This window comes from Neobacillus sp. PS2-9 (assembly GCF_030915525.1).
In the GTDB taxonomy this organism is placed as follows: Bacteria; Bacillota; Bacilli; order Bacillales; family Cytobacillaceae; genus Neobacillus.
In genome coordinates this window covers 5,140,001-5,154,737 of sequence record NZ_CP133269.1, presented here as the reverse complement: position 1 = coordinate 5,154,737, position 14,737 = coordinate 5,140,001, and the positions used below count along the sequence as shown (strand labels likewise).

The following is a 14,737-nucleotide window of genomic DNA, read 5'->3' as shown; positions in this document are numbered from 1 at the left end:
ACGGTTCAGGAGAGACCCCGCAGGCGTGGGCGCCGAGGAGGCTCGCCGAAACGCCCACGAACCGCTTGTGCCTGGAGCGGAAATTAACAGGCCAAATTTATAAAACTAATAAAACCCTTGTGTGATGCCTTCACACTTTAAACCGATTATTTTACCCTCTCCCTAGGAAACTATGTATAAATCACCCTGAACCCGTCGAAAATGGTACCAATACGTTTATGGAGGGAGAAGGTTATGTACACAGGGAAAATACGCCAGATCCTATTGATAACAGATGGGTGCTCTAATCAAGGTGAAGATCCAATCGCTATGGCTGCTCTTGCGAAAGAACAAGGCATTACGGTAAATGTCATTGGTGTGGTTGAACAGGATATTATTGATGAAAAAGGTATGACAGAAATAGAAGGAATCGCGCTATCAGGTGGAGGAGTCAGCCAAATAGTCTATGCACAGGCTCTTTCTCAAACCGTCCAAATGGTTACTCGTAAAGCCATGAATCAAACCATTCAAGGAGTTGTGAACAGTCAATTAAAGCAAATCTTGGGCCGCTCACAAACAATGGAAGACTTGCCTCCGGAAAAACGAGGAGAAGTGATGGAAGTCGTTGATGAATTAGGAGAAACTGTCGAATTAGATGTGTTGATTCTTGTCGATACAAGCGCCAGCATGAAACATAAACTGCCGATGGTAAAAGAGGCGCTTTTTGACCTCTCTCTAAGCTTAAATGCTCGCTCAGGAGAAAATCAGTTTTCTGTTTATGTATTTCCCGGGAAAAAGAATGATGTCGAAAAATTGCTGGATTGGACACCAAAGATGCAATCTTTGACAAGTGTATTCTCCCAACTTTCGACAGGAGGAATTACACCAACGGGGCCGGCATTGCGGACGGCTATTTCAGCATTTAATCAAAAACAATCTTTAAGGAGCCTGCTTTCACGTGATGATGAATCATACTTTGAAGAATCAATGTAAGGTGAGCCCCGGGACTGTCATTTCAGGGAAATGGCATTCAAATAACTATACAATTATAAAAGAGCTAGGATTTGGAGCAAATGGGGTCGTCTACCTTGCGAAACATAAAAACACTCAAGTAGCTTTAAAGATGAGTGATAACGGTATGTCGATTACCTCTGAGGTAAATGTATTAAAGTCCTTTGCAAAGGTCCAGGGATCAACCCTCGGGCCTTCTTTACTTGATGTCGATGATTGGCAGAGTCCTCGCGCACGAATTTCCTTTTATGTCATGGAATATATCCAAGGTCCGGATTTGCTAACTTTTATTCGAGAAAAGGGCAAGTCGTGGTCAACGGTACTATTTATTCAGCTGCTTAAGGATTTAGACACGCTTCATGAAAACGGATGGGTATTTGGCGATTTAAAACCAGAAAATCTAATCGTTACCGGCCCGCCTCCGAAAATAAGGTGTATCGATGTGGGAGGTACCACCATTCAAGGGAGATCCATTAAGGAATTTACGGAGTTTTATGACCGAGGCTACTGGGGGTTAGGTTCAAGGAAAGCCGAACCTTCATATGATTTGTTTGCTGTAGCCATGATCATGATTAATACCGCGTATCCAAAACGTTTTAATAAAACAACTGGAGGAATACAGCAGTTAAAGGATGCGATCCGACAAAAGCCGGAGTTAACAAAATACGAAAAAATAATCCTGCGTGCGCTTCAAGGACAATACAGTAATGCCAAAGAGATGCGTGAGGATCTTTTAGACCGAATGACTGATAAAAAAACAGATACTCCTCCTTTAAAATCATCTATGTCTACTCCAACTTCCTCAAACCAGATAAAAGGGGGATTGGCAAAGAATCAAAAACAAGTAACAAGGCAGACTTACCGAAAAAAGAAGAAAAAAAGCGGTTGGCTTGAATTTTTAATCATTGCGGTCCTTTTAGGTGCGTTCTATGCTTGGTACACATTCGATAAATTACTATAAATAGTTGAAACCTTTTTGAGTTACAAACGTATTAAGAAGGTAATCCTACATTTATAATGCCTAAATTTTGATAGTTATTTATGGTTAGTGGTAAGCTATTTGTATTCTAAATTTTTTTTTGCAAATACTTTGTTGTAAGGAAAGAGTGCCATACTATGTTGGAAACAAAGATTGAGGATTATCTTAATCGTCACTCGTTTCAATTAGATAACAAACAGATTGTTGTTGGAGTTTCAGGTGGGCCTGATTCCCTGGCACTGCTTCACTATCTGCATTCTCAAAAAGACAGGAAAAATCTTTCCATCGTTGTCGCCCATGTGGACCATATGTTCCGTGGAGAGGAGTCCTATGAGGACGCCATGTTTGTAAAAGGTTTCTGTCAAGAGTACGCTATTCCGTTTGAAATGAGACAGATTGATGTAACGAAAATAATGGATACTACAGGAAAGAGTTCTCAAGTAGCAGCAAGAGAAGTGCGATACCAATTTTACTCAGAAATAATGGAGAAGTATGATTTCCACTATTTGGCCCTTGGTCATCACGGGGATGATCAGATTGAGACCATTCTCATGCGCTTAACTAGAGGTAGTTCTGGAAGGGCGAGAGCCGGGATTCCATTTACACGCACGTTTGGAAAAGGATTTATTTTTCGCCCGTTCCTTTCAGTGACAAAGGATGAAATCGAGTACTACTGTAAAAAACATGCATTAAAACCGAGGTTAGACCCTAGTAACTTGAAAAGTATCTATAGTAGAAATCGATTTCGCAAACAGGTTCTTCCTTTTTTAAAGGAGGAAAATAATCAAGTTCATGAGCATTTTCAGCGATTTAGCGAAGAATTACAAGGTGATGAAGTCTTCCTTTTGGACTTAACAAAAAAACAGATGAATTCCGTAATGACAAAAAGAGAAAAGGGCAAAATTACTATTGACATAAAAACATTTCTTGAAATGCCTTTACCTTTACAAAGGAGAGGTATTCAACTAATATTAAAATATCTTTACAAAGATAAGCCTGCTTCTCTTTCGGCCGTACATATCGACCAAGTATTTTCAATCATTCATCACCGTGAGCCTTCAGGTAAACTTGATTTCCCAAATGGTTTAAAAGTTATTCGCTCCTACCAGCAATTGTCGTTTCAATTTCAACAACATAAGGCTAAGCCTTATCGGATTGAAATCGAGGAACCAGGAATGGTTATGCTGCCAAATGGCGGGAGTATTCGATTCGATTATTTAGACGGGGAAAATCCTGAATTACATCATCCATTCACAGCTTTGTTTTATGCGGATGTGATCAAATGGCCGCTTGTCATCCGAACAAGGAAAAATGGTGATCGAATGACATTAAAGGGAATGCACGGATCAAAAAAAATAAAGGATATTTTTATTGATCAAAAGGTTCCTGTACAGGATAGGGATACATGGCCTGTAATAACCGATAGTGAAGATTGTATTCTCTGGCTTCCAGGTTTAAAAAAATCTTCATTTGAAGGTATAGATTACAACGCTAAGCAATATATACTACTCACATACAATACGTAACGATCTTCTAGGGGGCACATTTTATGATGAATCAGGATATTGAAAAGGTGTTAGTTTCAGAAGAAGAAATTCAAGAAAAAATTAAAGACTTGGCTACACAGTTAACTGAAGAATATAAGGACCGTTTCCCGCTAGCAATCGGTGTTTTAAAGGGAGCAATGCCTTTTATGGCTGATTTACTGAAGCGGATGGACTGCTATCTAGAAATGGACTTTATGGATGTTTCAAGTTATGGTAGCGCCTTTGTTTCTTCAGGTGAAGTAAAAATCCTTAAGGATTTAGATACTTCTGTAGAAGGAAGAGACATATTAATTATTGAGGATATCATTGACAGTGGTTTAACTCTCAGCTACTTAGTAGATTTATTCCGCTACAGAAAAGCAAAATCAATCAAAATTGTTACTCTGCTTGATAAGCCTACAGGCAGAAAAAGTTCCATCAAAGCAGACTATGTAGGATTTATTGTTCCAGACGAGTTTGTTGTTGGATATGGATTGGATTATATTGAGAAATACCGCAATCTTCCATATATTGGGGTTTTGAAACCGGAAATATATAGCAATAATCAATAAATTTCATTGGAAATGGAATCATAATTCCTTCAACGGTGGGCTTTCAACACCCTATAGAATTGAGAGTAATTCCTTGAATTAGTAAGATTTTCTATGATACTATTTAATATAGTTTTTACCCTCGGGAGGAGGTAAGAGATGAATCGGATTTTCCGTAATACCATCTTTTATTTATTGATATTTTTAGTCATTATTGGTGTAGTAAGCTTCTTTAACGGAAGCAATGAGACTACGACTCGTTTAACGTATGATAAGTTTGTTCAAAAGCTCGAAAACGGGGAAGTGAAATCTTTCTCCATGCAGCCTGAACGGGGTGTATTTGAAGTTCGGGGCGAGGATAAAGCAAGTAAGAAGTTTATCACTTACGTACCAAACAGTGAGAAGATTCTTGATCGGATAGATAAGTCAGGGAAAGATGTAGAGGTGATGCCGGCTAAAGAAACTAGCGGCTGGGTTACCTTCTTTACTTCCATTATTCCGTTCGTGATTATCTTTATTTTATTCTTCTTCTTATTAAACCAAGCTCAAGGCGGCGGAAGCCGAGTAATGAACTTCGGAAAAAGTAAGGCTAAGCTTTATAATGATGATAAGAAAAAGGTTCGTTTTAGAGATGTAGCTGGTGCAGACGAGGAAAAGGCAGAATTAGTTGAGGTGGTTGAATTCCTAAAAGACCCTCGCAAATTTGCTGAGCTTGGCGCCAGAATTCCAAAAGGTGTTCTTTTAGTAGGACCTCCAGGAACAGGTAAAACATTGTTAGCAAGAGCAACTGCTGGTGAAGCAGGAGTCCCTTTCTTTTCAATAAGTGGTTCTGACTTCGTTGAAATGTTTGTTGGGGTTGGAGCTTCCCGTGTGCGTGACTTATTTGAAAATGCTAAGAAAAATGCACCATGTATCATTTTCATTGATGAAATTGATGCTGTAGGACGTCAGCGTGGAGCCGGACTTGGCGGTGGACATGACGAACGTGAACAAACCTTGAATCAGCTATTAGTTGAAATGGATGGTTTCGGTGCGAATGAAGGAATTATCATTGTTGCAGCGACTAACCGTGCAGACATTCTTGATCCTGCGTTGTTACGTCCAGGACGTTTTGACCGCCAAATTACGGTGGATCGTCCTGATGTTATTGGTCGTGAGGCTGTATTAAAAGTCCATGCTCGTAATAAGCCTTTAGATGAATCAGTAAACTTAAAGAATATTGCTATGCGTACACCTGGTTTTTCAGGTGCCGATTTAGAAAACTTATTGAATGAGGCAGCCCTTGTTGCAGCCCGTAGCAGTAAGAAGAAAATCGACATGGAAGATATTGATGAAGCAACAGACCGAGTGATTGCAGGCCCGGCTAAGAAGAGCAGGGTTATTTCGGAAAAAGAACGTAATATTGTTGCTTTCCACGAAGGTGGTCATACGGTTATTGGGTTAGTACTTGATGAAGCGGATATGGTTCACAAGGTTACAATCGTTCCTCGTGGGCAAGCTGGTGGATATGCTGTCATGCTTCCAAGAGAAGACCGTTACTTTATGACTAAACCGGAATTACTTGATAAAATTGTTGGTCTATTAGGTGGACGTGTCGCTGAGGAAATCGTTTTTGGAGAAGTAAGTACGGGTGCGCACAATGACTTCCAACGTGCGACAGGTATTGCTCGTAAAATGGTAACTGAATACGGTATGAGTGATAAACTTGGACCACTTCAGTTTGGCCAAGGTCAAGGCGGTCAAGTATTCTTAGGCCGTGACATCCATAATGAGCAAAATTATTCGGATGCGATTGCTTACGAAATCGACCTTGAAATCCAAAGAATTATTAAAGAGTGTTATGAAAGAGCTAGAAAGATTCTTACTGAGAATCGCGATAAGCTTGATTTAATTGCTAAGACTCTACTTGAAGTGGAAACGCTTGTTGCTGAACAAATCAAATACCTGGTTGAACATGGTCATATGCCAGATCCTTCTCTTCACTTAGATGCTGTGAAGATTGGACCGAAGAATGATGTGAAGGTAAACATCAGCACGAAAAAGGAAGAGGCACCTAAAGAAGAAAAATCCTTTTTAGATACCCCTCCAGATGACATCGATTATAAGTAAACTACGAAAGAGTGCTTCTCTGAAGCACTCTTTTTTTTCATCTATATTTTTTTATGGTATGATGTTTCCGAGTAATGAAAAGTAAAGAAAAATCGGTAAAGTGAGTGATAGATTTGATTTTCGTATTTGATGTAGGAAATACAAATATCGTATTAGGTGTATATCATGGGGATGAACTTAAATATCATTGGCGGATAGAGACAAACCGAAATCGTACAGAAGACGAATTTGGTATGAATATAAAAGCATTGTTTGATCATTCTGGTCTATCTTTTACCGATATTGATGGTATCATTATTTCTTCTGTCGTACCACCAATCATGTTTGCACTAGAAAGAATGTGTCAAAAGTATTTCCATATAAAGCCGCTAGTAGTGGGGCCTGGAATTAAGACGGGACTTAATATTAAATATGAAAACCCAAGAGAAGTGGGTGCAGACCGTATTGTAAATGCGGTGGCAGCGATTCATGAATATGGAAGTCCGCTCATTATTGTTGATTTCGGTACAGCTACTACCTATTGTTATGTGAATGAAGAGCGTCAATATATGGGAGGAGCGATTGCTCCTGGGGTGGGCATTTCTACAGAAGCATTATACTCAAGGGCTGCCAAGTTGCCCCGGATTGAAATTGCTCGACCTGAAGGTGTTATCGGTAAAAATACGGTAGCAGCGATGCAAGCAGGTATTGTTTATGGGTATGTAGGACAAGTAGAAGGCATCGTTAAGAGGATGATGGAACAAGGTGGTAAGAGACCAACAGTGATTGCCACAGGTGGACTTGCCAATTTAATTGCCCAAGAGTCCACAATTATTGATATAGTCGATCCATTTTTAACTTTAAAAGGATTGCAGCTTATCTATAAGCGTAATATGGGATAACCTAAGGTTTAGCAGCGTAGAAGGGAGTTTTACCATGAGTGATTATTTAGTTAAGGCGTTAGCCTGTGATGGAAATATACGTGCATATGCAGTAAGAACAACGGAAACTATCCGAGAGGCACAAGAGCGTCATCAAACCTGGAGGACTGCATCAGCGGCACTTGGCCGCACGTTGACCGCAGGGGTCATGATGGGAGCTATGCTTAAAGGCGAGGATAAGCTTACTATTAAAATTAACGGTGGCGGTCCACTGGGTCCGATCGTTGTTGACAGCAACGCGAAAGGAGAAGTCCGTGGGTATGTAACAAATCCAGAGGTTGATTTTGAATCGAATGAGCATGGTAAGCTTGATGTCCGCCGCGCGGTCGGAACAGACGGGATGTTAGCAGTAGTGAAGGATATTGGCCTACGTGATTTCTTCTCTGGGCAGGTTCCTCTTGTATCTGGAGAATTGGGTGAGGACTTTACGTATTATTTTGCCACCTCTGAGCAGGTACCATCTTCTGTTGGTGTCGGTGTGCTGGTTAATCCAGACGATACAATCTTAGCGGCAGGTGGGTTTATTTTTCAACTAATGCCAGGAACCCCTGAATCTGTTATTTCACAAGTGGAGGAACGGTTAAATACCATTCCGCCTGTTTCCAAATTAATTGAGCAAGGGTTAACACCTGAGGAGATTTTAGCGGAGTTATTCGGAAAAGATCAGGTAAAGATATTAGAAAAGATGCCTGTTCAATTCGCGTGTAACTGCTCGAAGGATCGATTTGCTAATGCAATCATTGGATTAGGTAAAGTTGAAATTGATGCTATGATTGAGGAAGACGGCCAAGCGGAAGCTCATTGTCACTTCTGTAATGAGAAATATCTTTTCACTAAAGAAGAACTAGAAGAAATGAAAAAGGAAGCTAAATAAGCATTCCTAGGGGGAAAGAGATTGGGGAAGAAGCAGCTTTGGATGGTAATTGCTGCCCTTATTTTGGTGAATGTTCTAACGGTTGTTTTTTTTCAGTCGAAGGTGAAAGAAGCAAGCGGGGCAGCGATGAGCGAGGAAACCGTTGCGACAGTGGGAAAAACGTCTATTTCCAGGCAGGATTGGCTCAATGAATTAGAAGCTAAATATGGAAAAGACGTCTTAAAGGAAATGATCGATCAGAAGGTTGTTACAGAAACAGCGGCTAAGTACAAAATAACAATTTCAGATCAAGAGGTTGAGCGTGAATTTAGAATGCTTCAATCCACTGTGGATCCACTTAGTCAAAAAAATCATGCTAGCGATAAGAAGTGGAAAGAAGAAATACGCAACACCCTTCTGTTAGAAGAACTTTTAACAAGAGATGTGGACGTTTCTTCAAAAGAATTAAAAAGGTATTATGAAAAAAATAAAGACCTTTTCAATATCCCTACTGCCTATCACTTATCACATATTATTGTAAAAACAAAAAATGAAGCAACAAAAGCATCAAAAGAGTTAGCACATGGATCTAGTTTTCCTGCGTTGGCGATGGAACGCTCAATTGATGAATTCTCAGCTAATGATGGCGGAGATATTGGGTATATTACGGAAGAGGATGAACGGTATCCCCAAAAATATATAGAAACAGCTAAAAAGCTTAAAAAGGGTGCATACAGTAAACCAATAAAGGTGGATGACGGGTACGTCTTAATTAAGCTAGAAGGAAAGCTGAGCGGAAAAAGTTATTCTTTTGATGAAGTGAAAGAACAAATCCGCAGGCAAATAGCCCTAGAGCAAATGAAGACACCTGCTACCGCTTCGACTTTTTGGGATGAGGTTGAGGTAAAATGGTTTTATGGAAAAGATAAAAATAAAGAGTAAGTCATGCTAAAAAACACAGCAAAATGTCTGTGTTTTTCTTTTAGGCTATGTTAAAGAACATTGTTGATTTTTATACCCTGTTGATTGGAGCGGAAGGAGCGAAGACTCCTGTGGGAGTATGGTTCAGGGGAGACCCCGCAGGTGCAAGCGCCGAGGAGGCTCGCCGAAACACCCACGAACCGCTCGCTCCTGGAGCGGAAATCAACAGACAATTATAACAGTGCTTTCTTTTACGAAATTTGCGGAAAATTTCATAATTTTAGTGAGTTAAAACAATTGACAAAACTAGCATAAAACTGGTAAATTCATTATAAATCCAATAAAAATACTCGGAATAGAGGTGCCAATATGGTTCGCGTTGCAAATTCAGTTGCCGAATTAGTCGGCCAAACTCCTATTGTAAAATTAAACAGATTAGTAGATGAAAATAGTGCTGAGGTTTACTTAAAGCTGGAATATTTCAATCCAGGCAGCAGTGTAAAGGATCGTATAGCATTAGCCATGATTGAAGCGGCTGAGGAAAAAGGGTTAATTAAACCTAGCGTAGATACAATTATAGAACCTACAAGTGGTAATACTGGTATCGGTCTTGCTATGATTGCTGCTGCAAAGGGATATAAAGCAGTCTTTGTAATGCCAGAGACAATGAGCTTAGAAAGACGGAACCTGCTTCGTGCTTATGGTGCTGAACTAGTGTTAACGCCAGGTCCTGAAGGGATGAAAGGGGCAATTGCTAAGGCAGAAGAACTTGTAAAGGAACATGGTTACTTCTTACCACAGCAATTTAAGAATGAAGCGAACCCAGAAGTTCACAGAAGAACAACAGGAAAAGAGATTGCTGAGCAAATGGATCAACTGGATGCGTTTGTTTCAGGAATTGGAACTGGTGGTACGATTTCAGGAGCAGGAAGTGTGCTTCGTGAAAAATTCCCTGAAGTTACAATCTATGCGGTAGAGCCACAGGATTCTCCAGTATTATCAGGTGGAAAACCAGGGCCGCATAAGCTTCAAGGACTTGGAGCAGGATTTATTCCTGACACCTTAAATACAAATATCTATGACGAGATTATAAAAGTTGGAACAGAAGAAGCTTTTGAAGCATCACGCCGAGCAGCTAAAGAAGAAGGAATTCTTGGCGGAATCTCTTCAGGTGCAGCTATTCACGCAGCAATCGAAGTAGCAAAGAAGCTTGGAAAAGGTAAAAAGGTCCTTGCGATTATTCCAGACAACGGTGAGCGTTACTTAAGTACTCCATTGTACCAATATGACGCAGAGTAAATAAATAGAGAGACGCATTGGCCATTGCCAGTGCTTCTTTTTTTGCATGAAAAATGAAACAATTATATATTTCATGTATGATAAAGGGAGTGAAAATATTTGCTAGGAGGAATTGGGTTGAACACACACCGAAGACAAATTCATTGTGGACCTTATACCTTAGACTTTACAAAGAAAACTATGATAATGGGAATTCTAAATGTCACTCCAGATTCCTTCTCTGATGGCGGGAAATATAATCATATTGAAAATGCGATTGAATATGCCAAAGAAATGGTAGCGAATGGTGCGGATATTATCGATATTGGCGGAGAATCAACTCGACCAGGCTTTGCAGCTGTTCCTGTAGAGGAAGAGTTAGAAAGAGTCATCCCTATCATTAAGGCGATCTCAGAGCATGTCCAAGTACCAATTTCCATTGATACCTATAAAGCCGAAGTTGCCAAACAGGCCATTGAAGCAGGCGCTCATATTATTAACGATATTTGGGGAGCAAAGGCTGATGAGCAAATGGCCCCTGTGGCTGCTCGATATGAAGTTCCCATTGTGTTAATGCATAATCGGCATGACCGGAACTATCGATTTTTCATGAGAGATGTTATAAATGACCTTTTTGAAAGTATTGCTATTGCAAAAAACGCTGGAGTAAGAGATGAAAATATTATCCTCGATCCAGGTATCGGATTTGCGCGGGACTATCACGAAAATGTGCTGACAATGCAAAATTTAGATAAATTAGTGATGTTAGGCTATCCTGTGCTTCTAGGGACCTCAAGAAAATCGATCATTGGACAAGCATTAAATCTCCCTGTTGATGAAAGAATGGAAGGTACGGGAGCAACTGTTTGTTACGGAATACAAAAAGGCTGCCAAATCATTCGAGTGCATGATATTAAAGAAATGAGTAGAATGGCAAAAATGATGGATGTACTAATGGGAAAGGGTGAAGTACTTGGATAAAATATTTGTCAACAGGATGGAATTTTACGGGTACCATGGTGTGTTTCCTGAGGAGAACCGATTAGGACAACGTTTTGCTGTTGATTTATCAGTGACAGTCGATTTGAAAAAAGCAGGAGAAACGGACGAGCTTGAGCATTCCGTCAATTATGGTGAACTTTATCAAGTGTGCAAAGAAATAGTTGAGGGAAAACCATATAAGTTAGTGGAAGCTGTTGCAGAAAGAATTGCTAGCAGTGTGTTGAAGCAATTTCCTTTAGTTTTAGATGTAACGGTAAAGGTCATTAAGCCAGACCCGCCTATTCCGGGTCACTATCAGTCTGTAGCCGTAGAAATTACGAGGAGAAGATAAAAGTGGAAAATACAGCATTTATTGCCCTTGGTTCTAACATAGGAAACCGCTATGATAATCTAATGAGTGCTATTAAGCATTTAGTAGATTATTCACAGATAGAACTAGTAAATTATTCCTCGATCTACGAAACAGACCCTGTCGGCTATGAAGACCAGGATCTATTTTTAAATATGGTAATCGAGATTCAAACAACATTTAGTGCAATAGAACTATTAGACGTATGCCTAAAAACAGAATTAGAACTTGGCAGAAAAAGGGAAATAAAATGGGGGCCACGCACAATTGACCTTGACATTCTCCTTTATAACCAAGAAAATATTGAAACAGAGAAGCTAATCGTTCCGCATCCGAGAATGATAGAGCGGGCGTTTGTAATGATACCACTTTTAGAAACAAATCGTGACATCAGTATTCCAGAAATGGAAAAACCTCTTGCAGCATGGTTAAATGCTATACCTGATAAAGAAGGAGTCCGAATATGGAAGCAGAAAAATGGGGAAGACGTATTCGAGCCTATCGAAAGCTAAAAGGTTTTACACAAGAAGGCTTCTCGAAGGAACTAGGTGTATCCGTGTCAATACTAGGAGAGATCGAAAGGGGAAACCGTCTGCCGGCAGACGATTTACTACAGCGAATCGCACACTCCTTAAAAATAACGATAGAAGATCTAATGCCAAAAGAATAGGAGGTCGCTTTATGTTGAAAATAGGCAACCTTGAAATAAAGAATCCAGTTGTCCTAGCGCCGATGGCTGGGATATGTAACTCAGCATTCCGTTTAACGGTAAAGGAATTCGGTGCAGGCTTAGTCTGTGCTGAAATGGTCAGTGACAAAGGGATCGTTCTTAAAAATGAAAAAACGATGAATATGCTCTATATCGATGAGCGCGAAAAACCACTAAGCTTGCAAATTTTTGGTGGTGAGAAGGAAACGCTCGTTGAGGCGGCAAAGTTTGTTGATAAAAATACGAACGCGGATATTATTGATATTAATATGGGTTGTCCGGTTCCAAAAATTACGAAATGTGACGCAGGAGCAAAATGGCTACTTGATCCGAATAAAATCTATGAGATGGTATCTGCTGTTGTGGCTGAGGTAGAAAAGCCAGTTACCGTTAAAATGCGCATGGGCTGGGATGAAGAGCATATTTTTGCGGTTAAAAATGCCCAGGCTGTAGAGCGTGCGGGCGGAAAGGCGGTTGCTCTTCACGGTCGTACACGTGTTCAAATGTATGAAGGAAAAGCAAACTGGGATATTATTCGAGAAGTAAAACAATCTGTTAACATTCCTGTTATCGGTAACGGTGACGTGCAAACGCCACAGGATGCGAAGAGAATGTTAGATGAAACAGGTGTGGATGGGGTTATGATCGGTAGAGCCGCGCTAGGTGATCCTTGGATGATTTATCGCACTGTTCAGTATTTAGAAACAGGTAAATTAATGCCAGAGCCTTCTGTTCGTGAAAAAATAGATGTGTGTATCCTGCATTTAGATCGGTTAATTGCACTTAAAGATGAGTATATTGCAGTTCGAGAAATGCGTAAACATGCTGCTTGGTATTTAAAAGGCGTACGTGGAAATGGCAGAGTCCGCAATGCCATCAATGAGTGTAATACAAGAGAAGACTTAGTGATCATTCTTAATGGATTAGTCGCTGAGGTCGAAGAAATAGAACAAAGTGAATTAATCGTAGGTTAGTTTGACATCTAATCTATCTTTTTCTATACTATTTTTGATTATAATGAAGGAGGATGTCCCAGAGGGTCTGACCTCACGTTTAACACTCATATATAGTCGCCTTTTATGAGAAGTTCAGCGATATGTTGAGGTTGTGGGGTCTGACACTTTGCTTTGGGGCATTCTCTTTTTATTCTATATATGAACTTTTTTGATGTCTGAATTCTTAAGTTTGTGTAAAATAATATAGTATGTAAAAAAAGTGATAATGCGCGGATTTGTTTAGCGTTTTACATAATAAAAGAATAAATGGAGTTGATTGCATTGAGTCAGGAAGAATTAAATGACCAATTGAGGGTCAGACGCGAAAAAATGAATAACATGCGTGAACATGGTCTTGATCCATTCGGCAAGCGATATGACCGTTCTCACAGCGCAGTGGAATTAATTAATCAGTACGGAGAAGTTGAAAAGGAAGAACTTGAGACAAAGAATGTATCTGTCTCTCTTGCTGGTCGTATTATGACTAAGCGTGGTAAGGGTAAGGCGGGATTTGCTCATATTCAAGATTTAACTGGTCAAATTCAAGTCTATGTTCGTCAGGATGCGATTGGGGAAGAATCCTATAAGATTTTCGATTCTGCTGATTTAGGTGATATTATCGGAGTAACTGGCACTCTATTTAAAACAAAAGTTGGCGAGCTTTCTGTAAAAGTAGAGACCTTTGAATTCCTAACAAAAGCATTACGCCCACTTCCGGATAAGTTCCACGGTTTAAAGGATGTAGAACAACGTTACCGCCAGCGCTATTTGGATCTAATCATGAGCCAAGAGAGCAAGGCGACCTTTATTGCTAGAAGCCGTATTATCCAATCTATGCGTCGCTATTTAGATGACCATGGTTATTTAGAGGTTGAAACACCGATGATGCATTCGATTGCTGGTGGAGCATCTGCAAGACCTTTCATTACGCATCATAATGCATTAGATATGCCGTTATTTATGAGGATTGCCATCGAGCTTCACTTAAAGCGTCTAATCGTCGGTGGACTTGAAAAGGTATATGAAATCGGCCGTGTATTCAGAAATGAGGGTGTGTCTACACGTCACAACCCGGAATTCACCATGATTGAGTTATACGAAGCGTATGCAGATTACAGAGACATCATGAGCCTAACAGAAAATCTAATTGCTCATATTGCCCAAGAGGTAGTAGGGACAACAACTATCCAATATGGTGAATATGAAGTAGATCTTAAACCTGAGTGGAAGAGATTACACATGGTAGATGCGATTAAAGAATATACCGGTGTAGATTTCTGGAAAGAAATGAGTGTAGAAGAGGCACGTCAACATGCCAAAGAACATGGAGTGGAGATTAACGACAATATGCTCTATGGCCATATTGTTAATGAGTTCTTTGAGCAAAAGGTTGAGGAAAAACTGATTCAACCTACCTTTATATATGGTCATCCAGTAGAGATTTCACCATTAGCAAAGAAAAATGAGGAAGACCCTAGATTTACAGATCGCTTCGAATTGTTTATCGTTGCTCGTGAGCATGCAAATGCCTTTACTGAGTTGAATGATCCAATTG

At 40.0% G+C, this 14,737-nt stretch carries 15 protein-coding genes (1 of these 15 only partly in view); all 15 read left to right on the top strand.

Annotation, left to right across the window (positions count from 1 at the left end; translation table 11 throughout):
• The first annotated feature begins 234 nt into the window (after positions 1-234).
• Positions 235-972 carry a VWA domain-containing protein gene (locus RCG25_RS25835; protein ID WP_308081609.1) on the top strand — a complete coding sequence of 246 codons (738 nt, stop codon included), beginning with the start codon at positions 235-237 and terminating at the stop codon, positions 970-972.
• Positions 941-1,951: a serine/threonine protein kinase gene (locus tag RCG25_RS25830; RefSeq protein ID WP_308084277.1), complete on the top strand. Its 1,011-nt coding sequence runs from the start codon at positions 941-943 to the stop codon at positions 1,949-1,951. The genes RCG25_RS25835 and RCG25_RS25830 overlap by 32 nt, the downstream gene beginning before the upstream one ends.
• Positions 1,952-2,106: 155 nt before the next feature.
• Positions 2,107-3,495, top strand: coding sequence for a tRNA lysidine(34) synthetase TilS (gene tilS, locus RCG25_RS25825; protein ID WP_308081608.1), 1,389 nt, complete (start codon positions 2,107-2,109; stop codon positions 3,493-3,495).
• A gap of 23 nt (positions 3,496-3,518) precedes the next feature.
• Entirely contained in the window at positions 3,519-4,067 is a 549-nt protein-coding gene (gene hpt, locus RCG25_RS25820; protein WP_308081607.1) for a hypoxanthine phosphoribosyltransferase, read from the top strand.
• A gap of 138 nt (positions 4,068-4,205) precedes the next feature.
• The gene (ftsH, locus tag RCG25_RS25815; protein WP_308081606.1) at positions 4,206-6,155 is read left to right on the top strand and encodes an ATP-dependent zinc metalloprotease FtsH; all 1,950 of its coding nucleotides are present in this window, start codon (positions 4,206-4,208) and stop codon (positions 6,153-6,155) included.
• Between the two features lie 113 nt (positions 6,156-6,268).
• Complete coding sequence (locus tag RCG25_RS25810) at positions 6,269-7,036, top strand: type III pantothenate kinase (protein ID WP_308081605.1); 768 nt, start codon at positions 6,269-6,271, stop codon at positions 7,034-7,036.
• Positions 7,037-7,070: 34 nt separating this feature from the next.
• A complete protein-coding gene (gene hslO / locus RCG25_RS25805; protein ID WP_308081604.1) occupies positions 7,071-7,949 on the top strand; it encodes an Hsp33 family molecular chaperone HslO in 879 nt (292 codons plus the stop codon).
• Positions 7,950-7,970: 21 nt separating this feature from the next.
• Complete coding sequence (locus RCG25_RS25800; RefSeq protein WP_308081603.1) at positions 7,971-8,870, top strand: peptidyl-prolyl cis-trans isomerase; 900 nt, start codon at positions 7,971-7,973, stop codon at positions 8,868-8,870.
• Between the two features lie 348 nt (positions 8,871-9,218).
• The gene (cysK, locus tag RCG25_RS25795) at positions 9,219-10,148 is read left to right on the top strand and encodes a cysteine synthase A (RefSeq protein WP_308081602.1); all 930 of its coding nucleotides are present in this window, start codon (positions 9,219-9,221) and stop codon (positions 10,146-10,148) included.
• A gap of 180 nt (positions 10,149-10,328) precedes the next feature.
• Complete coding sequence (folP, locus tag RCG25_RS25790; protein WP_308084276.1) at positions 10,329-11,108, top strand: dihydropteroate synthase; 780 nt, start codon at positions 10,329-10,331, stop codon at positions 11,106-11,108.
• Positions 11,101-11,460 (top strand): dihydroneopterin aldolase, encoded by a 360-nt coding sequence (gene folB, locus RCG25_RS25785; protein WP_308081601.1) that lies wholly within the window; start codon positions 11,101-11,103, stop codon positions 11,458-11,460. The genes folP and folB overlap by 8 nt, the downstream gene beginning before the upstream one ends.
• Before the next feature lie 2 nt (positions 11,461-11,462).
• A complete protein-coding gene (gene folK, locus RCG25_RS25780) occupies positions 11,463-11,990 on the top strand; it encodes a 2-amino-4-hydroxy-6-hydroxymethyldihydropteridine diphosphokinase (protein WP_308081600.1) in 528 nt (175 codons plus the stop codon).
• Complete coding sequence (locus tag RCG25_RS25775; RefSeq protein ID WP_308081599.1) at positions 11,942-12,148, top strand: helix-turn-helix domain-containing protein; 207 nt, start codon at positions 11,942-11,944, stop codon at positions 12,146-12,148. The genes folK and RCG25_RS25775 overlap by 49 nt, the downstream gene beginning before the upstream one ends.
• An 11-nt stretch (positions 12,149-12,159) precedes the next feature.
• Complete coding sequence (gene dusB, locus RCG25_RS25770) at positions 12,160-13,161, top strand: tRNA dihydrouridine synthase DusB (RefSeq protein WP_308081598.1); 1,002 nt, start codon at positions 12,160-12,162, stop codon at positions 13,159-13,161.
• 303 nt (positions 13,162-13,464) lie between these two features.
• Positions 13,465-14,737, top strand: partial view of a lysine--tRNA ligase gene (gene lysS / locus RCG25_RS25765; protein WP_308081597.1) — the 5' portion only. It continues 212 nt past the right edge of the window; the window shows 1,273 of its 1,485 coding nt (coding positions 1-1,273); it begins with the start codon at positions 13,465-13,467; its stop codon lies off the right edge, out of view.

Bases quoted from the DNA above. Each gene is read 5' to 3' on its own strand.
- RCG25_RS25830 (WP_308084277.1), top strand. From the start codon at position 941: ATGATGAATCATACTTTGAAGAATCAATGTAAGGTGAGCCCCGGGACT.
- tilS (WP_308081608.1), top strand. From the start codon at position 2,107: ATGTTGGAAACAAAGATTGAGGATTATCTTAATCGTCACTCGTTTCAA.
- RCG25_RS25775 (WP_308081599.1), top strand. From the start codon at position 11,942: ATGGAAGCAGAAAAATGGGGAAGACGTATTCGAGCCTATCGAAAGCTA.
- hslO (WP_308081604.1), top strand. From the start codon at position 7,071: ATGAGTGATTATTTAGTTAAGGCGTTAGCCTGTGATGGAAATATACGT.
- dusB (WP_308081598.1), top strand. From the start codon at position 12,160: ATGTTGAAAATAGGCAACCTTGAAATAAAGAATCCAGTTGTCCTAGCG.
- ftsH (WP_308081606.1), top strand. From the start codon at position 4,206: ATGAATCGGATTTTCCGTAATACCATCTTTTATTTATTGATATTTTTA.
- hpt (WP_308081607.1), top strand. From the start codon at position 3,519: ATGATGAATCAGGATATTGAAAAGGTGTTAGTTTCAGAAGAAGAAATT.
- cysK (WP_308081602.1), top strand. From the start codon at position 9,219: ATGGTTCGCGTTGCAAATTCAGTTGCCGAATTAGTCGGCCAAACTCCT.
- folP (WP_308084276.1), top strand. From the start codon at position 10,329: ATGATAATGGGAATTCTAAATGTCACTCCAGATTCCTTCTCTGATGGC.
- RCG25_RS25835 (WP_308081609.1), top strand. From the start codon at position 235: ATGTACACAGGGAAAATACGCCAGATCCTATTGATAACAGATGGGTGC.